Origin of the sequence: Veillonella sp. VA142 (assembly GCF_003992135.1) — a bacterium.
Lineage (GTDB): Bacteria > Bacillota > Negativicutes > Veillonellales > Veillonellaceae > F0422.
The window spans coordinates 24,626-45,240 of the sequence record NZ_RQVN01000001.1 but is presented as its reverse complement, the minus strand read 5'-3'; the positions used below and the strand labels follow the sequence as shown (position 1 = coordinate 45,240).

The window sequence follows — 20,615 nt, the reverse complement described above, 5'->3', positions numbered from 1 at the left end:
CTCTACTGATTCTTGTCTATTTCAGCTAGCAAGGATTTAGCAAATCCAGCATCATTTACTAATATAACTGCTCGCATTTCTTTTCCCAAGGCTCTGCCTAATTCTTCTTTAGTTCCCACCAAACGAAGTGGTACCTGATATGATTCGGCTAAGTGCTTATATTTGTTAGCATTATTCTGTGCACAATCTTCCGCCATAATCAACAGAGGATAGGCTTGTCGTTTCATGGACCGTTCCACCACAAAGTCGCCTGATAATAAGCGGCCTGCTCGCTGTGCTAATCCTAATATATTCAACACTTTTTCTTTATTCATGGGATATTTGTTCCTTCAAAGATTCATAAATTTCTTGTGAAACTTTATGTTTTAATGAACGCTCTAATCGTTTAGCTTTATACGCCATGTCTAGGCATTCTACTTTCATTTCCATATAGGCTCCCCGTCCAGGAGCTTTACCTGTAGGGTCAATAGAAATCTCTCCCGTTGGACTCAACACAACACGTGTTAACTCTTTCTTGGGAAGAAGTTCTCCACATCCCACACATACTCGCATAGGCTGAGACTTCTGTTTCATATTAGTCTTCATCTCCAAAAGCATCCAAGGAAATCATATCATCGGATTCCACATATTCGCCAGCTTCAGCGGCTTGTGTTTCACTTTTAATATCGATTTTCCAGTTAGTTAACTTTGCTGCCAAACGGGCATTTTGACCTGCTTTACCAATAGCCAATGAAAGCTGGTAATCTGGCACCACAACAGAAGATGTTTTTTCTTCATCACGAGCCACTACGCTTACTACTTTCGCCGGGCTTAGCGCATTAGCAATATATACTGCTGGGTCTTCGTCCCATTTCACAATATCGATTTTTTCACCATTTAGCTCATCCACGATATTTTGTACACGTTGTCCTTTAGGACCTACGCAAGCGCCTACTGCATCCACTTCTTCCTCGCGGGATACTACAGCGATTTTAGAGCGCATACCTGGTTCACGAGCTACCGATTTTAATTCCACTGTACCTTCTGCAATTTCTGGCACTTCTAATTCAAACAAACGTTTTAATAAGCCAGGATGTGTGCGGGAAATCATGATTTGAGGGCCTTTTGTAGTCTTTTTCACTTCCACAATATAGCATTTAATACGGTCCCCCACAGCATAGCTTTCACTAGGAATTTGCTCAGATATAGGTAAAATTGCCTCAGTTTTTCCTAAATTAATGAATACATTTCGACCTTCAATTCGTTCTACCAAACCAGTCAAAATATCGCCTTCACGGCTAGAATATTCATCATAGACAATATTGCGTTCCGCCTCTTTTAAGCGTTGAATCAGCAATTGCTTTGCCGTATGGGCTGCACTACGACCGAAGTTTTTTGGCGTTACATTTACTTCGATAATATCGCCGATTTCCATACGCTTATCCAATTGACGAGCATCTGCTAAGGCAATTTCTACTTCTTCGTTTTCAGGAGTGTCCACTACCGTTTTCTTAGCCAACACTTTGTAGTCCCCTGTTTCACGATTGAAATAAATATAGGCCTCTTGATTTGCTCCTACCTCTTTGCGATAGGCTTGTAACAATGCCACTTCAAGAGAATCAAAAATAATCTCTGGTGCCACACCTTTTTGCTTAGTAACTGCTAATACCGCCTGTACTAATTCTTGACTCACTGGTTTCCTCCCTTAAAAATCTAAATGCAAACGAATTTGTGCAATCGCTGCACGTTCTAGGTCAATACGTTCTTCTTGCACCTGAATCATGATAAATTCATCAGAATATCCTTGCAAGGATCCTGTGTATTGTTTTTTACCATCTATTGGTTTAAACAACTGAATATCCACATCACGTCCATGGTAGCGAATAAAATCTTTTTCTTTCTTCAACACTCGATCCAACCCTGGAGAAGATACTTCTAACAAATAATTCTCTTTGATTGGGTCCTTCACATCCAATACTTCGCTTAATTTTTCACTTACCATTTGGCAGTCATCTAAATCGATGCCTCCCTCTTTGTCTAAAAATACGCGCAAGTACCATTCCCGCTCATGCACGTATTCTACATCCACAAGCTCTAACTCCGTAGACTCTATAATCGTTTCTACTACACCGGACACAAATTCCTCTACGGCGTCACGTCTCATCTTATCCCCTCCTTACCACAGTATAAGAGAAAGAGTGAGCCTAAGCTCACTCTTTTAATAGATTCTATAAAAGTTATCTATAGTATACCACAACTCACCAAAAATAGCTACAGTAAACCGTTGCGTTTTAACGCTTCTTCCCACTCGGCTTCTTTAAATCCAACAAGCACTGTATCTTCTAAGACCAAAATAGGACGTTTCACCAACATACCATTGGTTGCCAATAAAGCGAGTTTTTCATCCTCTGTCATAGTTGGCAATTTATCTTTGATTCCTTCTCCACGATAAATTTGACCGGATGTATTAAAGAAGGCTTTAATGTCTTCTTTTTTACTCTTCGGATACCATACACCTAATTCTTCTGCAGTTGGGTTTTCTTCTTTAATATCACGATGGGTATAGCTAATACCATGATCATCTAAATATTTTTTTGCTCGTTTGCACGTCGTACATTTGGGATATTCAATATATAACATAGCCTGTCCTTTCTATTTTTCTGTCACATCATTATAGAACTTCTCTTTTAATACTTTCAATAATACTTCTGTCATTTCACTAGCTGCAAAGACATACTCTTTTAACTTACCGCGTTCTTCTGCCACTTTCATAGCGGACACTTCGAAGGGATCTAACACTACAGACAATACAGGTGTTTGGTCTTGCTCCATTTCCTCCGTCAAATATGCAGAAATACTTTCTCCTTCCGTAGGCTCAAATCGTTCTACTTTCACGATGGGGCAATACTCATACATCATTTTGCGAAGGACCATCGTAAAGTAGGCCTTATCTTTCACAAATTGTGCTGCTTCCTCTTTAGTCATGCTAAAAATATCTACTTTCACACGTTCTGTTTCACCCTGTGTTGTCATAGGATTATTCCCCTTTCGCTGCTAAGAAGGCTAAATAACAACGTTTTGCTTCGTAAATATCGGCTTTGCTCGTCACTTCCCAAGGAGAGTGCATACTGAGCACAGCTACACCACAGTCGATGACATTCATACCATACAGAGCCATGATATACGCAATCGTACCGCCACCGCCAAGGTCTACTCGACCTAATTCAGCTGTTTGATAAGAAATATTATTTTGGTCCATCAAATGACGAATGCGTGCCATATATTCTGCATTGGCATCATTGGAGCCACTTTTACCACGAGACCCAGTAAATTTATTAAATACTACACCACGACCTAAGAAGGCTGCATTTTTCTTTTCAAAGGCACTCGCATAAAGTGGATCAAAACCAGCACTAACATCAGAAGATAACATATGACTGTTAGATAATGTACGACGTACTGCTAATGGAGACGAATGACCCATAGCTTCCAATAATTCTGCCATGAAGTTCTCAAAGAAACGAGATTGCATACCTGTTGCGCCAACAGAGCCAATTTCTTCTTTATCCACCAATAAGGTACATGTAGTACGACTTACATTATCTGTTTCTAACATGGCTATTAAGGATGTATACGCACACACACGGTCATCTTGTCCATAGCCGATAATCATAGAACGATCAAAACCTAACTCTCTCGTTGCACCCGCTGGTACAATTTCAAGCTCTGCAGACAAGAAATCTTCTTCTTCAAAATCATATTGCTCTTGTAGTACTTGCAACACATAGGCTTTCACGCCATCTTTCAATTCCCCTTTTACAGGTCGACTACCGATAAGAAGATCTAATTGTTCTCCTTCTACCACTTTGGCAGCCTTTTTCTCCATTTGTTCCTGTCCCAAATGTGGCAATAAGTCAGTTACGCAAAATACTGGGTCAGTTGGGCTTTCACCGATGGCAAGATTGATAACAGTACCATCACGTTTTACCACTACCCCATGTATCGCTAACGGCATTGTCACCCATTGGTATTTTTTGATGCCCCCATAATAATGCGTATCTAACAAAGCTAGATCACTATCCACATAGAACGGATTTTGTTTCACATCTAACCGCGGAGAGTCAATATGCGCACCAAGAATATTCATACCCTTTTCAATCGGTTCTGTACCAATGTTCACCATGGCTACCGCTTTTTTCATGTGCACATAATACACCTTGTCTCCCGCTTTTAGGGTAATACCTTCTTTGATAACACTGTCCATATTGCGGTAACCCGCTGCTTCCGCTGCCGCCACAATTTGGTCCACACATTCACGCTCTGTTTTACCATGATCTAGAAAATGGCGATACTTCGTTGCCAAAGTATCAATTTCTTGTAATTGTTGTTCTGTATATTCATGCCAAGCATTTCTACGTTCCATACTTAGTTCCTTTCTTTCTTAATTCAAATCATTATTTTTTACGTGTATACAATTCACGCAATCCTTTAGGTGCATTGGTAACCATTTTGGAAATATAATAGCGTTTTCCTAAATGCTTGCTAATAGATTTTCCTACATACCAATGAACCCCAAAGGTACCATGTTCCTTGCAAGAACCCATAGACAAAAAACGATGTTTTACTACCCCTACGATGGGGTCTAAATGCAAAAGCTCCTTACAAACAGGACACCTAGTTTTCGCCCGATTGCTTTGCCGGAATATACGCGGCATGGTTACAATAGACTCAAATAGTTTATGTTCATGCCGTGAAAGTCCATAAAAAGACCGTTCTTTTCCGTGTTTTTCACGCCTTTTTTGTAAGGCTTCTAAAAATGGAAAGCGCTGACATACCATAGCTGTACAAATGGCATCATGCAACCCATTATGAGCTTGTAAATTGGGCGCTTGCACATGCATTTCTTCCATTGCTTTTTGCAAAGCGTATTGTTGGCTACAATTATGCATCATTTTAGCGTATAACGATTGGGCATCAAACCAAGGCACTTCCTGATGTACATGTACCTTATGGCAGAATGCATTATCCATCAACATTTCAATATCATCTGGCCCCCAAGATATCAAAATACCGTCGGATCCAATAAAACGCAAAAATTTTTCGCATCCACGGCGAAAAGACACCCCTTCTTTACGCAATTTATCCATCGTAATATGGGTCAGTTTCTCTACCGAATGGTGCATAACAGGTAGAAATTTTGGAGTAATAAACACTTCAAATTGATCCACAATTTGCAGACTTTCATCCAATTTTACGGCGCCTATTTGTATAATTTCACCAATGAATGGAAACCCCGAGCGTCGTATCATATTCGGTTCCAATGTATAGGGTTGGTTCCATTCCAAGTCAAATACAATATAGTGCATCCTTAGTTCATACCCTTTCTCTCTAACATGGTGTGTATGCCCGCCAGTACAGATTCCTCAGAAATAACAGACAATCCTTTGTAGTTTCCCTCTTTTAGAACCTGCTTCATATTTTTATTCACATCGTAATCATCCATAGATTCTAATACCACCGCATTCTCTGTGAAAGGTCCATATAAAGCTGGGTTCGACGGACCATACAGCGCCACAATAGGAACGCCTTGACTTACCCCTACATGCATAGGCCCCGAGTCATTGGTCACCAAACAGTCGCATCGTTTCATGGCTGCTACCAATTCTCCAATACTGAATTGTCCAGTTCCCTTAATAGCTGATTCTGTCATCGTATCTAACACATCCTGCACCATGTCTTCATCCATTGGACCACCGAAGAATACAATTTTATATCCTTCTTTAGCTAAAGTATCTGCAATATGAGCAAATCGTTCCTTAGGCCAACGTTTTTCGGGCACAGCACTACCAATATTGAATCCGATGAGACGATCCGTTTCTGACACTCCTTGAGAGGAATAAAATTGCTGTACCCTATGGTCCCACTCCGGACTAGTAAAGATTTCTAATCCTTTGTGCTCTACCGCATATCCTAATTGTTCTAGCACATTCATGTACATCTGAGCCGCATGCACCGTTTTACGGTTCAATCGTGTGACCTTCGTCATGAACGGGCGGAACAGAAAATGACTCATCCCTGTAGTCACCTTAGCTTTCAATTTCCAAGCTAAATAAGACGTTCTTTCATTGGGATGCAAGTTAATAACTACATCTACAGGCCCTTGACCCCGAATCTCTTTGGCAATTTGATTCAATCCACCAATGCTGTTATGGGCACCCTTTTTATCTACCTCTACTAAGGCATCAATGTATGGGTTATGCCGATATACATCGGACAATTTCTTGTCTATGACATAAGTGATATGGCTGTGAGGTGCTAACTTTCTAAGAGCATGGATAAATGGTGTGGTCAGTACCACATCGCCCAAATGCATCAAGAAAGTTACCACTATTCGCTTTCCATCTAACTCTATCATAAGTTCCTCATTTCTTTCACCGTATCAAATACAGTATCCACTGTAATCTGTGCCATACATTCCAAATCTTCCACCAACGGCTGTTCTAACGTCGCTCGTGATGTAGGTGACACAATGATATGAATATGATCACCCCCATAAGGGCCTGTCCGTTCTGGGCAAGTAGTCCCAAACAGAGCAACCAATGGTACTTTTAAAGCATTAGCAATATGCAAGGGTCCCGTATCAGCACTGATGTACAAGGCACTATGACGAATAATCTCAATGAGTTCTTTCAAATTCGTGTCTCCAATAAGATTCACTATATTGTCACTACCAACACCCTCTACAATGGCACGACCTTTGTCCGCATCCTCTTTAGCACCAATGAGTACCACCGTCTCACCAGCTGCCACCAATCGCTTGCCAAGATCCACAAAATGAGAAATAGGCCATTCCTTCACTGCCCAACGTGCCCCTGGAGCCATGACAATGTAGGGATTTTCGATGAAAGCTCCTCTAGCATTTAACTTCTGCGTCACCGTAGCCTCCGCCTCTATGAAAGCCGGTAAAGGGAATACGATGTCATCTACATCACAGCCCAAGGCACGAGCCGTATCTAAATAGCGCTCGATAACATGCTCCATTTTATGGTCACCTACTAGAGCTGTGTTCACAAGCCAGCTACCCTCGCGAAGTTCCCAGTAAGCATAACGCTTTTTTGCCCCACTAAGACCCGCTACAATGGCACTTTTCGCAATAGATTGTAAATCTAAAGAAATGTCAAAGTGTTTGTCATGCAATAGCTTCCATAATTGTTTCCAATAGGAAAGACGTTTTAATTGTTTTTTATCTATGATGATGATTTCATCCACCCAAGGCTTAAGAGGGATAACATCCTTAAACTGTTCATGAATCGCCCATGCGATGTGCGCCTTCGGATATTGTTGGCGCAATGCATATAGCGTTGGTAAGGCATGAATAATATCGCCTAGAGAACTCATTTTAATAATTAAAATTCGTACATCTTCTTTCATACTCTATCCCTTTCACTAACCTATACCTATACACTCTTATTATACCATAAGATAGAAACAAAGATGATAAACTATTTTATATTTTTCTTTAGATTCTTTCAGTACCTATTTCAATACTTCAAGGATGAGAACCTCACATAGTAAACTCAAAATATCTACGTATAACAACTGCCATTTATTAGATATCTTTTCTGCAACCATTATTAATCAGCTTTTATTAAAATATTATTAAAATTTGGTAATTTTTTATTATATCACATATTAAGCAAACTTTATAATACAATACATACATATATTAGCCAGATTGATTTGTTTTAGTATATAATGTATTTTCTGTATAAAAGGTATATAATAGTTTCATTAGGTTTACCTATTCATATCAAATATATATGATAAATTAGGAATCCCTATAATTCAAGGGCTACTCTTTTTAACATTATACACATATTTGCTATGTAGCTTTACAAACCATGTCATGTATGATTAGATGAATGATTTAAATACATATCTAAATGATGCATATACTGTATATTATGTATAAAGAAAAGAAAGGACTTACTTATGTTTTCTAAACTTTTTGATACTTTCTTAGTACACTATTTGGAACGATTCAACGATCATTGCTTTGTTGTAAAAATTGGCGATAATGAATATACCATCGGCGAAGGAGATCCGGAGTTTACAATTATTGTCAATAAAGATATTCCTAAAAAGGATATATTAGTATCCGCAGAGTTGGCACTAGGTGAAGCCTACATGCGTAAGGATATAGAAATTGAAGGGGATTTATTCAAAGCTCTTTGCGTCGTATTAGGGCATGTTAACAAAGACTCCATTAACAAAAAGGTACTCAGTTCCCTCTTTAATATGGGTCTTAGAAAGAAAGACCAAAAACAACAAGTTTCATCCCATTATGATTTAGGTAATGATTTCTACAGTTTATGGCTTGACGAAACTATGAGCTATTCTTGCGCCTATTTCAAAAAGGAAGATGACAGCCTTAAAGATGCACAACATCAAAAAGTGCATCATATTCTTGATAAATTACACTTACAAGAAGGCATGACACTCCTTGATATTGGTTGCGGCTGGGGATTCCTTCTCATTGAAGCTGCCCTAAAATATGGAGTCAAAGGGTATGGCTGTACATTATCAGAAGAGCAATGGAAAAAAGGCCAAGAACGAATTAAACAATTTGCTCTTGAAGGTCAAGTGGAAATTGATCTAATAGATTATCGCGATGTAGCTGCCTCTGGTCGTCAGTTCGATCGTATGGTAAGTGTAGGCATGTTAGAACATGTAGGGCGCCCTAATTTACCTATCTACATGGAAGATGCATCTTCCATGCTAAAAGAAGGCGGCTTATTTTTGCTTCATTACATCAGTGATCCAATGGAAAAAGAAACCAGCGCATGGATTCGTAAATATATCTTTCCTGGTGGATCCTTACCTTCCCTAAGAGAAATCATTGGTCTTGCCTACGAATATGATATGAATGTTCTCGATGTGGAAAATTTACGCTTTCACTATTATAAAACATTGATGCATTGGTACAATAATTTCCAAGGGGTCCGTGACCAAGTAGAAAAAGTACGGGGCACTGAATTTGTACGCATGTGGGACTTATACCTATGTGGTTGTGCCGCTGGTTTCTATATTGGTAATATGGATTTACATCAAATTCTGATGACAAAATGCATTAACAATGAACTACCATTAACACGTTGGTACTAAATCATATATTGTATATTTAATACTATAGGGGCTGTCACTGTATGTGTAGAATTTACTACATGTCAGTGACAGCCTTTTATTGTGCAAAAAGAGCCATTCTATGGAAATAATTTATGCCAGTCCTGCCATAGATCGCATGACCAAATCAATATCCCTGTTTTTCAATTCTTGAATGATATGGATATATATTTTCTGCGTTGTAGTCATACTGGCATGCCCTAATCATCTAGCAACACTGGCAATAGACACACCTGCAAAGAGCAATAGGGACGCATGGGTATGTCGTAATCCATGAATAGAAATAACAGGAATCCCTAGGTCTTTACAATATCTCTCTAACCTATCATTTACCGTTGAGTTGTACACAGACCCTTTCACAAAAATTGGTTCATCTTCGGGTAAATCTTTAATCAATTCAGAAAATTTAATAATCGTTTGCCAATCCAATTGAATCTTTCGTACGGATGATTTATTTTTTGTTGGCAGAAATCCACCATTTCCTTTATAATCCCAAGTTTTATTCACAATCAGTGATTGATGTGAAAAATCAAAGTCTTTTGGCGTCAATGCTAAGGCCTCTGAAAAACGCATACCAGTCTTGGCTATAATAAAAATAAACCAGTCCCAATTAATTTCTGGCGTAAGATGTAAATGCACTAGCAGCGTGTGCAACTCAAATTGATTTAAATACTTAATCTTCTCCCGTGGCGTCTTTCCTTTAATGATTGCTTTTCGTGTCGGATCTCTATCAATGAATCCTTCATCTACCGCGTCCAATACAGCTGCTTTTAACTGATGGTGAAAGTCCATCGTTGTTTGTCGTTCATGATACACTGCATAGTCATTCAATAATTGTTGATAGCTAATTCGATTTAACTCTGAAAGTCGTAAGTCAGGCACTAACCTTTGCAACCATGCCAAAGTAATCTCGTACTTCTTCATAGTCACTTCTCGAATAGCACCTTCCTTATACATCCGAATCCAACGTTCATAATACTTGCAAAATAATTCCGATCCTTCCTCAGCCTTTACCATATTTATACCTCTTCATTTACATGACAACATAGAAATGGCTCTTATACATATCTTACTCGTATATTTCAAAAAAAGCATATAAGGAGTTATCTGATATCTATCCTGTATTGTGAAAAATTGGGAAATACTTACGCTGATGAAGGGTGATGAGGTTTTTAATATTAGAAAGTAAAGTTCTTATTTTTTGCTGCTCTTCTAATACAACCGGAATTTTATACTCTAAATTATTAATTGCAGACCAATTAACATATATCTGAGTGTTACCTTGACTTGCCTTAACTATTAGGTTTCTACAATTAGGAGAATTAAGCATATGATATAAAAATTCGGCATCATAGTTATTTTGATTTACTTCAATTCTTTGAGTCCGTTGGTTATAAACGTAAGTATTATCTTCATCAATCAATAGAACTGTACCAATAATATTACCAGATGATGTCTTATCATTTAAAATCATAGTTAAATCATTTTTATTCAATATTCTACTTTTTGTTTTTTCAGTTTTGTTTACTCTCAACCCTTGATCATTACATAAAGCTTCTTCGCTATAGCTTCCAATACTAATAACCTTATATTCTCCATCTTCAACAAAGTCAGATTCAATAGATGTTCCCCCAGTTGCTTTCCCAAATTCTCCCAACTTACGCTGTTCCCAGGTATTTGTATGGAAGCAATAAAAAAAGAAAGTCAATACACAATCATCAGCTTTCTTTCCTAAATTATACAATATCTAATAAAACTATAAATAGCACAATACTATCACTAGTAGTATTCCACTTCCTTTTCATTTTTCCCACAAAATAGCGCTAACAGTCAACGTTCACTGTCAGTGCTACTTTTTGTGAGTATTATAAAAATTCGAGTATCTATATCACAAAATCAAAAAGCGATACAACGGGGGTAACCTATTGTATCACTTTATTCTTAAAAGTAGGATTTAGAAACATGCAAGCAAAAGAATCTAATTCTTACTGTTTATAATAATGCATTATCCTGTCCAATTTCTTGTACTTGCTCTACTGTTAATTTAGTAAGGCGAGCAATCATTTCTAGCGACAACTTTTCTTGCAACATCTGAATAACAACTTCAGCCTTACCTTCAGCCACGCCTTCTTTCCAATATGTATAATGATCCATAGATAACATCTTATATTCCTCCTTCCAGACCTCACAATGTTTTGCTTCGTACACTGCTTCCTCTATATCTTTTAACAACTCATCTGTTGCTTCCTGTCCATCAATATAATCTAAAAACGCTTGCAACGGTTTCGACACATCATTTTGCGTTCCTTTTGTACTTAAAAATAACTTTGTGGCACCATCATTCAAAGCAATGCCCTGGTCTTCGATACAAACATTTTTGAACGTATACTTATGACGATTGCCCGTAAATACAGGAAACGTACAAATAAAAATGATATACGAATCGTTCAAAGTCATGTACTTCTGACCTTTTTGTAGGTGATACATATCCAAAATACTTTGATAAAAGCGTGTGCGCTTTACCAATTCTTCCATATCCTTGCTGGTTTGCATCTCAATGTTGAACACAGTCCCCTTGTCATCATTCACATACACATCTAAGCGAACACTCTTCGTTTCCAAGCTTACATCTAGAATTTTCTCCTCATGAATGTAGACAATATCCTGAATAGAAATATCTAACAACCGTTCCAATACAGCCTTGCAAATCGGTTTCTTTAACATCACCTTCTGAAAGATAAAATTATCTTGGAATGTCAGTTCATCAAACGACTTAATGTACATGGAATGCCTTCCTTTTTTTAATTATATCATACCTACTAAAACTAGAGATAGTACAATACTATCTACTAGAGGTATTCCCTATCCTTTGTATTTTTCCTACAAAATAGCACCAACAGTCAACATTCACTGTCAGTGCTACTTTTTGTAACTATTATAAAATTCATGTAACTATATTATAAAATCAAAAAACGATACAACGGTGGTAACCTATTGTATCGCTTTATTCTTAAAAATAAGTTTTATAACTATGCAAATAAAAGAATTTAATTCTTACTACTTATAATAATGCATTAGCCTGTTCAATTTCTTGTAATTGCTCCACTATTGATTTTAATTCTAAAATTAATCATAGCTCTTTCTCATTTCTTTAATTAGAAGTGAATATACTCAGTCTCTACAGTTTCACCACCAACAGTGCCAGTTGCTCTGCAATTTCTTTTTCCAACGTTGCAATGTCACGGTTATCTTGCTCGATCATGCGATTAATTTCGTCAAGATCCAGTTCTTCCTCTTCTTCAAAGGTGTCCACGTAACGAGGGATGTTCAAGTTGTAATCATTCTCCTTGATTTCCTCTAGACTCGCCACATGCGCGTATTTCTCTACGTCCACACGGTTGCGGTAGGTGTCGATAATCTTAGCGATATGTTCTTCACTCAAGTTATTTTGGTTTTTCCCTTTTTCAAACTCATTACTAGCATCGATGAACAACACATCACGGTTGGTACGGTTCTTTTTGAACACTAAAATCGTGGTCGGAATGCTCGTTCCATAGAACAAGTTCGCTGGCAATCCAATGACTGCATCCAAGTAATTTTTCTCGATGATAGTCTCCCTGATTTTACCTTCTCCTGAGCCACGGAATAGGACCCCATGTGGCAATACAATGGCCATCGTTCCCTCTGTGTTCAAATGGTACAAGCTATGCAAGATGAAAGCATAATCTGCTTTAGACGCTGGCGCCAACTTGCCATAATCGCTGAAACGTTGTCTCTTTATTAATATCCTTCTATAACTCTAGTTCAGCATTATTAATAATCTTCATTCTAGTCTGTTCTTCGTTCGACAACCGTATTCCCAGTTCTGTTAATCCTTTTATATCTAACTTAGACAATAAATTTATGTATAGCTGTCTATCACTTTTATGAATAATAATAGGAGCAATTCCTTGTTGCAGACAAGAATGAACAATTAACGCCCTACCAGTTCTTCCATTGCCATCAGAAAATGGATGTATTCGTTCAAATCGCAAATGTTGCTCCATAATAACTTCAATTTTTTCTTCCATAGTATTAGAGAGATTGAGTCTATATTCTAACGTATCACACCAGTTTTTTAATTCTAATTGCACTAAACAAGGTTCTGTAGGCATAAAATCAGTTCCTACGATGATGTTATGAACCGTCTTAAATACTCCAGTATCCTCTCTAATATCTTGTAATAAATAACTATGAGTATCTTTTATTAGTTGAATGGTAATTCCCTTGGGATAATTATCTATTAAAAATCCCATATATTTCTTATAATTTTTAACTTCATAAAATTCACGTTCATGCATCGCTCTAGGAATGATACCATCTAATAAAATACATTTAGCTTCATATTGTGTCAGTGTATTCCCTTCAATAGCGGTACTATGGTGAGCCATTCTAACTAGCATATCATCTACATAACTACATGAAAGTTTCAAGCTAATCATCTCCTTAATTAACGAAGGTTCTATACTCGTATTATATTTCCCTCTATTGTATTAGAAGTTTCTAAATCGTATTACGTTTCCTCATATTATATTAGAGTTTTTGCAGCTCCTCATTAGATAGTTGTATCTTTTTTAGACAACCATAATTTCTCAATGCCCAATCCAATAGCTACGCTTAAAGCAATGGCGCAGATTTCAAACACAGACGGCGTAATATAGACTAATGGACTACCTGTGAAAACTGGCAATGCTTTCCCCGCCCAAACTTTCACAATGTCTGGAATATATCCACCGAATAGGATATGTGCATTAGTTGCCACCCACCATACTGCCATGACTACGATGGCAGTCACACGAGGCCACAACGCCGTACGACGTGGGTATAAATATAATACCATGCTGCCGATCGTGGTGAGCATCATGAACATTAGCCCAATAGATAGGCTAGCAACTAACCCTATGATGCTCTGTTGGTCTAACGCTGCTTGAACAATGGGATTATTAAGATTTAGATACAGAACATCTCCTAAAAATAACATTGGCAACGGCAAGGCATAGGTTGATATATTTAGCACCGTATCAATAAAATACTGGCGTTCTTTTCGTGCCATCCAGCAATCTAATAGTTTCGCTGTACCGATCATAAGTGCCACCACAACTAACATAGTCAATATCCAGACTAGCATGATGTAGATAGGTTCTTTTGGCAAGGTAAACGGCAATACACCATTACCGAAGAAAAAGAATAGATTCCACCACAACCAAGCATATGTGTAATGCCCTTTTCCTAAGTGAAAGTCAAATTGTCCCGCCAGTCTTGGTATAGCTTTCAATCCCAAAGGAATCCCCAAAGAGGCGATAACAAACATGATGATGCTAGACGTGTCAAACTGTCCTAAGCTAAATACCAAGCTTAGAGGAATAATCCAGAGCATGGACCAACTATAAAATTTTATATAACTTCTCATATTACACCTCTGTATTGTTTCCACCTACTAATGCCAAGACCAAAGACAATGTTACTTGGCAATACATGATGATAGCAAACACCACATCACGGCCTATAGTCGATAAGTTCCACAACCAAGATAAATCTAAATTGTTGAACACCAAGAATGTACCTCCTTGTACTAATGCCCAAGCTATTACGTACACATAAGTGGGTATTCTGCGAGCCTTAGGGCCAAATCCACTTTCACTAGAACGCAAATAAAAAATCGGAATAAACAAGGATAACACTCCATAACTGACTCCCGCCACCATGGCGCTCATACCCGTATGAATTGTATAAGCCCCTAGGGGAATCAATATAAAAAATATACTCATATACATCGTGCGTTGCACTACATCTTGTATGGTTGACATATAATTTCCTTTCTATACCAAAATGATCTCTCTCTATAGTATAACAAACATCGGTCATCTTATAAATACATATGCTGTTTCAATTTTACAAACAAAAAAGCATCCTTACGGATGCTAATTATGATATACTAATTATAAGAACTCGATGTGAGTTAGGTTCATCACCGAAAGGTGGTGATACTATGCGTAATTATGAAAAGATTCAATTAATCATTTCCATTCTTACTTTAGTAGTTGCCGTATTACAGTTACTAAAATAATTAGTAGATAGTAATATAACGACCCTAGCGCTGCACACGTTAGGGTCATCATACGCGAAGATTTTAAGATGAACCTAACGCCGAACACACGTCGGGTTCTTCTTGTTGTTACAACTATAGTATACCATATTTTAGGCTCTCGTCAATGACGAGAGCCTTTATAAATGTATTATGCCACAACTGCTTCTACTTCGATGCAGTCATCGTTTGTTGTTTTTGGTTTTTCCAATAATGGAGTCATACTATACATACCCACGCCAAGTGTGAACAAGTTATGAATCCATGCAGTAGAGCTAGGAGGCATAAGTCCTAATACGCCCATTCCTACAAGGCTACCATTCACGCCTACAATGGAGTTATAGTTAATTTTAATACGATCCATTAGTTTCATGGAAATACGACGCAAGTCAACGATGGCAGTTAAGTTATCACTGGACACTGTGACATTGGCAATTTTTTGTGCAATAGGAGCACCTTCATTCATACCAATACCTACATGTGCTTCAGACAATGCCAAGGAATCGTTAATTCCGTCCCCTACCATCATTACTGTGTAACCTTCTTCTTTTGCTTTGCGTACGTAATCAGCTTTGTCAGTTGGCATCACTTCCGCATGTACTTCGTCAATACCAATTTCCGCTGCTACGCGCTCAGCATTTTTACGGCTATCGCCAGTCATCATAACAATTTTCTTCACGCCTAACTCATGAAGTTCACGAATCACATTTTTCGCCTCTTCACGCACTGGGTCTTTAATACAAATAACCGCAGATAGAATATTAGAAATCGCTAGATATAGATAGGAACAACCTTCTGGAAGGTTTTCAAATTTTGCTTCTTCTCCAGCCGGAACTGTTGTCTTTTCATCTTCAAAGATGAAGTGATAGCTACCAATACGCACTTTGCGGTTACCCACTTTAGATGCAATACCATGTGCTACAACGTATTCTACTTTGGAATGCATTTCTTTATGTGGTAAATGATGATCTTGTGCTGCGGACACAACTGCTTTAGCCATGGAATGAGGGAAATGCTCTTCCAAGCAAGCTGCTAATGTCAACATTTCTTCTGCATCATTACCATTGAAAGGAATGATTTCCTGGAATACAGGTTCTGCTTTTGTTAGCGTACCTGTTTTATCGAAGACGATCATATCTGCTTCTGCAATGCGTTCCAAGAATTTACCACCTTTTACAGTGATACCACGGTTGGATGCTTCTTGCATAGCGGATAATACCGCCAATGGAATGGACAATTTCAATGCGCAGGAGAAGTCTACCATAACGAAAGATAAAGCTTTCATCAAGTTGCGAGTTAATGCAAAGGTTGCGAAAGCACCCAAGAAACTCACTGGTACCAATTTATCTGCCATACGATATGCTTTTTGTTCCATACCGGATTTCATTTGTTCCGATTCTTCGATTAAGTTTACGATTTGCTCGAAACGAGTATGTTTGCAAGTAGTACGTACTTCAAAGGAACATTGACCTTCTTCTACGACAGTACCTGCATACACCGATGTACCTGCATCCCGACGAACTGGCTCAGGTTCTCCCGTCATGGAGCTTTCGTTCACGAGAACTACGCCGTCCACAACTTGGCCGTCCAATGGCACCACTTCGCCTTGGCGAACCACTACGATGTCGCCCACTTGAACTTCGCCGATTGGCTTGCTTACTTCTACGCCGTCTACAAGAACCCAAACTTTGTCTACGTTCAAGGACATGCTTTCAGCAAGGTTCAGTACAGATTTGCGCAATGTCCATTCTTCTAGGATTTCACCGATGCCTAATAAGTACATCACAGCGCCCGCTGTGGAGTAATCTTTTTGCAATAATGCGGCACCGATTGCTACACCATCTAATACTTCTACAGTCAATTTGCGTTTCCACAATGTTTTAATCGCTGTACCGATGAACTTGATACCATCGAACCAAGACCATGCCGCTGCAATAGGTGCTGGTAACACAATTTTTTTACCGATATAAAGCAAGGTTTTATCGATCATTTCTTCTTTGTAACGCTTGTTGACAAGGCGTGGCGAAAGTTCATGTAATGCGGGTGCATTCGCTAAATCTAAATCGTTAAGTCCGAATAAAGCAGCTTTCACTGCACTTTCATCACCAGTATGTTGGATGATGATGTCCCCAGAACGAGTATAGAAGTTCGCTTTGGTAATGGCTTCACAGGCCATCAATGTATCTTCGATATATTGAGCCTGTGCATCATTAAACTTACGTTCCTCAATACGTACATGAAGACGACGGGACAAGCGTTGCAACATTTTAAATTGCATCATGGATTACTTTCCTTCTGTTAACACTTCTTCGTCACGAGTTTCGTTGATTTCTTGCGCTTCAGCTAAGATGCTATCTGTGGAAGCTTGTAATTTTTCAGTCGTTTTTAAAATGCTATCTTTTGCACGAAGACCAGCTGCTACTACATTGGCATATACTTTGCGAGCATCTTTAGAAGTTAATACTTTCAAACCTACTGTGCCTAAAGCTAAACCAGCTGCGAATACATTAGCATCTCTTAAAGTTTCTTTTTTTACGTTGAACATGATTGTGTTCCTTTCTGTATAATAAAAAAATTTTGAATGAAATGAATTGATACTAGCAACATAAAAGTAAGGGGGGCCCTTTGCATAGGGTCCCTCTTACCACACTTATGGTATATAGTTATTTATGTTCTTCAGCTTCGTGGCCGCCACCGCAACCACAACCGCCACAACCAGCTCCAGAGTCTTTAGAGCTACCACAGCCGCATCCGCCGCCGTCACTTGTTGCGCTTTTATATACTCTGTATGCTACATAAATAACTGCTACTAGACCAATTGCATAAACAATAATACTACTACTCATAGTATACACCATTCCTTTCTCATTTTCAAGTAGCATTTAAAAATATTTTTAAATCAACGATAAATAGCTTAATTTCAATGTTATTTGAAATAAAACATTTCTCAATATAATCATTTAATATGTTTTACTATCATTATTGATTAATCTAACCCTAAGGCACGTCCTAAGTGAACTGCAATATACGCACCCACCCAAGCCAATGTACTAGTATAGGCAAATACAGCACCGAACCATTTCCAAGAGTCAGTTTCACGTTTTAATACAGCCATAGTTGCTAAACATGGTAAGTATAATAACGCGAATACCATCAAGCCTAAGCCGATAGATGGAGTAAATTCTGGGTCATTAGTTAGGTATTCTTGTAATGATGTAGAATCGTCTTCACTAGCTTCGATTGCATAGATTGTACCTAATGTACTAACCATAACTTCTTTCGCTGCTACCGCTGCGATAACTGCGATATTTACACGCCAGCTAAATCCAAGAGGTGCCATGACAGGTTCAATGAAGTGACCGAATTGCGCCGCATAGGATTGCTCAATTTTTTCTTGACCTTGTTTTAGATCCAACGCTTTTACTTCGTCGTCTTCTTCTTGGTGGTTTACATATAATGACCATGCCACTGGATATAATTCTTCAGATTTTAAACCTTCAAAGTATGCTGGTTCTTCTGCATTAGGATCTTTAGGATCATCTTTATGTTCTTCATCTAAAGCAAGCATTTGATCATAGATTTCAGAAACTTTATCTTTGTCACCATCATTTGCTAATCGTGCTTCATCTAGAATCGTAGTAGCTTTTTGTTCATGCATAGCTGTTACTTCAGCTTTAGCTGCATCATAATCTTGAGAGTATTCTACATCTTGTGGGAAGGATGTTAAGAACCATATAAGGATGGATGCCGCCAAGATGAATGTAGCCGCTTTTTTCATATACATAATGGTACGTTCCCACATATGGGTTGCCACAGAACGAAGTGTTGGCAAATGATATGGTGGCATTTCCATTACGAATGGTTCTGCTTCGCCTTTAAATACATATTTACGAAGTACTTTAGCAGTAATAAGAGCTACCGCAATACCTAATACATAAATTCCCAATAGAATAGTTGGTGCATCTTCTGGTGGGAATAATGCAGATGCCAATAATGTATATACAGGCAAACGAGCACTACAACTCATGAATGGAGATACTAGGATTGTAATCATACGATCTTTAGGGTTATCAAGGATACGAGCACCCATGATAGATGGAACGTTACATCCAAAGCCCAATAGCATCGGAATGAAAGATTTACCATGTAAACCTACACCGCGCATAACACGGTCGATAACGAAGGCCGCACGCGCCATGTAACCAGTATCTTCCAAGAAGGAAATACATACGAATAAAAGAACGATATTAGGGATAAAGCTCAATACAGCCCCTACACCGCCGATGATACCATCATTAATCAATGATTTTAACAATTCATCTTCTATAGCTGTTCCAAGATAATCAGTTAACATCTTGAAGCCATCTTCAATCCAATGTTGAGGAGTTTCTGCTAAGGTAATAACTAAGTAGAACATTACCCACATGATAAGCAAGAAGATTGGAAGGCCTAACCAACGGTTTGTTAAAATTTTATCAATTTTATCTGATCTAGTATCTTGGTGTTTAGGCACTACTGTTAACACTTGTGTAAACACATCTACTGCAAAGCCATGACGGCGTTCTTGGAAGATAATATCCATATCTATAGATTTGTTTAACTCTGTACGTAGCGCTTCCGCTTTGTTCAACAAAGCACCAGATGGATCAAATTCTTTTACTTTTTCGAATACTTCAGTATCTTGTTCAAGTAATTTGATAGCCAACCAACGGTGTGGATAACGTCCTGTATCAAATTTAGCTACTTCTGCTTCTAATTCTGCAATAGCTGGCTCTAATTCTTCGCCATAGTTAACACGAACATTAGGAAGTTTTCGCTCTTTAGCTACTTTTACAATTCCTCGTAGTGCATCGTCAGTTCCCTTATTGGAACGACCGATAGTTTCTACAACAGTAGATCCCGTTAAAGCTTCTAATTTTTTTAGGTCGAACTGTAGCCCCATTTCTTTAGCTACGTCCCCCATGTTTAATACAAGCAATAAAGGTTGTTCTAACTCAATCAATTGCGCAGTTAAGTATAAATTACGTTCTAAATTGGACGCATCCACTACGTTCGCAATGAGTTCAGGATGTTCATTGATGATAGCATTACGAGCCACCAATTCATCAATAGAACGCGCTGTTAAACTATAGGTACCTGGCAAGTCGATGATCTCAATTTCGTGACCATCGATTTTCGCATGACCTATTTTTTTCTCTACTGTAACACCTGAGTAGTTACCTACGTGTTGACGGGACCCCGTCATGTTGTTAAAAATACTTGTTTTACCACAGTTAGGGTTACCCGCTAAAGCAACCTCAATCTTGGTATGTGTGTTGTCTGCCATCTT

General features: G+C 38.3%; 22 protein-coding genes. 1 reads left to right on the top strand and 21 read right to left on the bottom strand.

The genetic code is table 11. The annotated features are described in order from the left end of the window. Positions 1–2: 2 nt before the first annotated feature. From EO117_RS00210 to waaF, 10 genes are all read right to left on the bottom strand, one after another. Positions 3–314: a ribosomal L7Ae/L30e/S12e/Gadd45 family protein gene (locus EO117_RS00210; RefSeq protein WP_126938514.1), complete on the bottom strand. Its 312-nt coding sequence runs from the start codon at positions 312–314 to the stop codon at positions 3–5. Further along, the gene (rnpM, locus tag EO117_RS00205) at positions 307–573 is read right to left on the bottom strand and encodes an RNase P modulator RnpM (protein ID WP_038145077.1); all 267 of its coding nucleotides are present in this window, start codon (positions 571–573) and stop codon (positions 307–309) included. Before rnpM ends, EO117_RS00210 begins: the two co-directional genes overlap by 8 nt. 1 nt (position 574) lies before the next feature. Next, positions 575–1,672 (bottom strand): transcription termination factor NusA, encoded by a 1,098-nt coding sequence (nusA, locus tag EO117_RS00200; protein WP_126938513.1) that lies wholly within the window; start codon positions 1,670–1,672, stop codon positions 575–577. Positions 1,673–1,684: 12 nt separating this feature from the next. Continuing rightward, positions 1,685–2,143 carry a ribosome maturation factor RimP gene (gene rimP / locus EO117_RS00195; RefSeq protein ID WP_126938512.1) on the bottom strand — a complete coding sequence of 153 codons (459 nt, stop codon included), beginning with the start codon at positions 2,141–2,143 and terminating at the stop codon, positions 1,685–1,687. Positions 2,144–2,250: 107 nt separating this feature from the next. After that, the gene (locus tag EO117_RS00190; RefSeq protein ID WP_126938511.1) at positions 2,251–2,619 is read right to left on the bottom strand and encodes an arsenate reductase family protein; all 369 of its coding nucleotides are present in this window, start codon (positions 2,617–2,619) and stop codon (positions 2,251–2,253) included. A 12-nt stretch (positions 2,620–2,631) separates the two neighbouring features. Further along, positions 2,632–3,012: a hypothetical protein gene (locus tag EO117_RS00185; RefSeq protein ID WP_126938510.1), complete on the bottom strand. Its 381-nt coding sequence runs from the start codon at positions 3,010–3,012 to the stop codon at positions 2,632–2,634. Positions 3,013–3,016: 4 nt separating this feature from the next. Continuing rightward, a complete protein-coding gene (locus tag EO117_RS00180) occupies positions 3,017–4,402 on the bottom strand; it encodes an aminopeptidase (protein WP_126938509.1) in 1,386 nt (461 codons plus the stop codon). Positions 4,403–4,433: 31 nt separating this feature from the next. Further along, positions 4,434–5,345 carry a 3'-5' exonuclease gene (locus tag EO117_RS00175; protein ID WP_126938508.1) on the bottom strand — a complete coding sequence of 304 codons (912 nt, stop codon included), beginning with the start codon at positions 5,343–5,345 and terminating at the stop codon, positions 4,434–4,436. A 2-nt stretch (positions 5,346–5,347) separates the two neighbouring features. After that, entirely contained in the window at positions 5,348–6,391 is a 1,044-nt protein-coding gene (locus EO117_RS00170; protein ID WP_126938661.1) for a glycosyltransferase family 9 protein, read from the bottom strand. Continuing rightward, positions 6,391–7,410 carry a lipopolysaccharide heptosyltransferase II gene (waaF, locus tag EO117_RS00165; protein ID WP_126938507.1) on the bottom strand — a complete coding sequence of 340 codons (1,020 nt, stop codon included), beginning with the start codon at positions 7,408–7,410 and terminating at the stop codon, positions 6,391–6,393. Before waaF ends, EO117_RS00170 begins: the two co-directional genes overlap by 1 nt. 561 nt (positions 7,411–7,971) lie before the next feature. Here waaF and EO117_RS00160 point away from each other — a divergent pair. Beyond that, positions 7,972–9,144, top strand: coding sequence for a class I SAM-dependent methyltransferase (locus EO117_RS00160; protein WP_126938506.1), 1,173 nt, complete (start codon positions 7,972–7,974; stop codon positions 9,142–9,144). 222 nt (positions 9,145–9,366) lie between these two features. Here the strand turns inward: EO117_RS00160 and EO117_RS00155 are convergent, their stop codons facing one another. The 11 genes from EO117_RS00155 to feoB all read right to left on the bottom strand — a co-directional run bounded on the left by EO117_RS00155 (position 9,367) and on the right by feoB (position 20,612). Then, on the bottom strand, positions 9,367–10,179 hold the full coding sequence (locus EO117_RS00155; protein ID WP_240632548.1) for a site-specific integrase: 813 nt from the start codon (positions 10,177–10,179) through the stop codon (positions 9,367–9,369). Between the two features lie 97 nt (positions 10,180–10,276). After that, positions 10,277–10,906, bottom strand: a complete 630-nt coding sequence (locus EO117_RS00150; protein WP_164727446.1) for a restriction endonuclease subunit S — start codon at positions 10,904–10,906, stop codon at positions 10,277–10,279. 248 nt (positions 10,907–11,154) lie between these two features. After that, the gene (locus EO117_RS00145; RefSeq protein WP_126938504.1) at positions 11,155–11,946 is read right to left on the bottom strand and encodes an Rpn family recombination-promoting nuclease/putative transposase; all 792 of its coding nucleotides are present in this window, start codon (positions 11,944–11,946) and stop codon (positions 11,155–11,157) included. A gap of 394 nt (positions 11,947–12,340) precedes the next feature. Then, positions 12,341–12,943 carry an N-6 DNA methylase gene (locus EO117_RS00140; protein ID WP_256359674.1) on the bottom strand — a complete coding sequence of 201 codons (603 nt, stop codon included), beginning with the start codon at positions 12,941–12,943 and terminating at the stop codon, positions 12,341–12,343. Between the two features lie 10 nt (positions 12,944–12,953). Continuing rightward, the gene (locus tag EO117_RS00135) at positions 12,954–13,643 is read right to left on the bottom strand and encodes a Fic family protein (RefSeq protein ID WP_126938503.1); all 690 of its coding nucleotides are present in this window, start codon (positions 13,641–13,643) and stop codon (positions 12,954–12,956) included. 113 nt (positions 13,644–13,756) lie between these two features. Beyond that, on the bottom strand, positions 13,757–14,611 hold the full coding sequence (locus EO117_RS00130) for a hypothetical protein (protein WP_126938502.1): 855 nt from the start codon (positions 14,609–14,611) through the stop codon (positions 13,757–13,759). A 1-nt stretch (position 14,612) separates the two neighbouring features. Continuing rightward, complete coding sequence (locus EO117_RS00125; RefSeq protein ID WP_126938501.1) at positions 14,613–15,008, bottom strand: hypothetical protein; 396 nt, start codon at positions 15,006–15,008, stop codon at positions 14,613–14,615. A gap of 429 nt (positions 15,009–15,437) precedes the next feature. After that, on the bottom strand, positions 15,438–17,567 hold the full coding sequence (locus EO117_RS00120) for a heavy metal translocating P-type ATPase (protein WP_126938500.1): 2,130 nt from the start codon (positions 17,565–17,567) through the stop codon (positions 15,438–15,440). Positions 17,568–17,570: 3 nt separating this feature from the next. After that, positions 17,571–17,831 carry a DUF6110 family protein gene (locus EO117_RS00115; protein WP_126938499.1) on the bottom strand — a complete coding sequence of 87 codons (261 nt, stop codon included), beginning with the start codon at positions 17,829–17,831 and terminating at the stop codon, positions 17,571–17,573. A 118-nt stretch (positions 17,832–17,949) separates the two neighbouring features. Then, positions 17,950–18,132, bottom strand: coding sequence for a FeoB-associated Cys-rich membrane protein (locus EO117_RS00110; protein WP_126938498.1), 183 nt, complete (start codon positions 18,130–18,132; stop codon positions 17,950–17,952). Between the two features lie 140 nt (positions 18,133–18,272). After that, complete coding sequence (gene feoB, locus EO117_RS00105; RefSeq protein WP_126938497.1) at positions 18,273–20,612, bottom strand: ferrous iron transport protein B; 2,340 nt, start codon at positions 20,610–20,612, stop codon at positions 18,273–18,275. Positions 20,613–20,615: the final 3 nt, after the last annotated feature.

Coding starts and splice junctions, on each gene's coding strand:
- EO117_RS00130 (WP_126938502.1), bottom strand. CDS start 14,611: ATGAGAAGTTATATAAAATTTTATAGTTGGTCCATGCTCTGGATTATT.
- EO117_RS00155 (WP_240632548.1), bottom strand. CDS start 10,179: ATGGTAAAGGCTGAGGAAGGATCGGAATTATTTTGCAAGTATTATGAA.
- EO117_RS00110 (WP_126938498.1), bottom strand. CDS start 18,132: ATGAGTAGTAGTATTATTGTTTATGCAATTGGTCTAGTAGCAGTTATT.
- feoB (WP_126938497.1), bottom strand. CDS start 20,612: ATGGCAGACAACACACATACCAAGATTGAGGTTGCTTTAGCGGGTAAC.
- EO117_RS00210 (WP_126938514.1), bottom strand. CDS start 314: ATGAATAAAGAAAAAGTGTTGAATATATTAGGATTAGCACAGCGAGCA.
- EO117_RS00190 (WP_126938511.1), bottom strand. CDS start 2,619: ATGTTATATATTGAATATCCCAAATGTACGACGTGCAAACGAGCAAAA.
- EO117_RS00120 (WP_126938500.1), bottom strand. CDS start 17,567: ATGATGCAATTTAAAATGTTGCAACGCTTGTCCCGTCGTCTTCATGTA.
- EO117_RS00160 (WP_126938506.1), top strand. CDS start 7,972: ATGTTTTCTAAACTTTTTGATACTTTCTTAGTACACTATTTGGAACGA.
- rnpM (WP_038145077.1), bottom strand. CDS start 573: ATGAAACAGAAGTCTCAGCCTATGCGAGTATGTGTGGGATGTGGAGAA.
- EO117_RS00175 (WP_126938508.1), bottom strand. CDS start 5,345: ATGCACTATATTGTATTTGACTTGGAATGGAACCAACCCTATACATTG.
- waaF (WP_126938507.1), bottom strand. CDS start 7,410: ATGAAAGAAGATGTACGAATTTTAATTATTAAAATGAGTTCTCTAGGC.
- EO117_RS00125 (WP_126938501.1), bottom strand. CDS start 15,008: ATGTCAACCATACAAGATGTAGTGCAACGCACGATGTATATGAGTATA.
- EO117_RS00135 (WP_126938503.1), bottom strand. CDS start 13,643: ATGATTAGCTTGAAACTTTCATGTAGTTATGTAGATGATATGCTAGTT.
- EO117_RS00115 (WP_126938499.1), bottom strand. CDS start 17,831: ATGTTCAACGTAAAAAAAGAAACTTTAAGAGATGCTAATGTATTCGCA.
- rimP (WP_126938512.1), bottom strand. CDS start 2,143: ATGAGACGTGACGCCGTAGAGGAATTTGTGTCCGGTGTAGTAGAAACG.
- EO117_RS00180 (WP_126938509.1), bottom strand. CDS start 4,402: ATGGAACGTAGAAATGCTTGGCATGAATATACAGAACAACAATTACAA.
- EO117_RS00145 (WP_126938504.1), bottom strand. CDS start 11,946: ATGTACATTAAGTCGTTTGATGAACTGACATTCCAAGATAATTTTATC.
- EO117_RS00185 (WP_126938510.1), bottom strand. CDS start 3,012: ATGACAACACAGGGTGAAACAGAACGTGTGAAAGTAGATATTTTTAGC.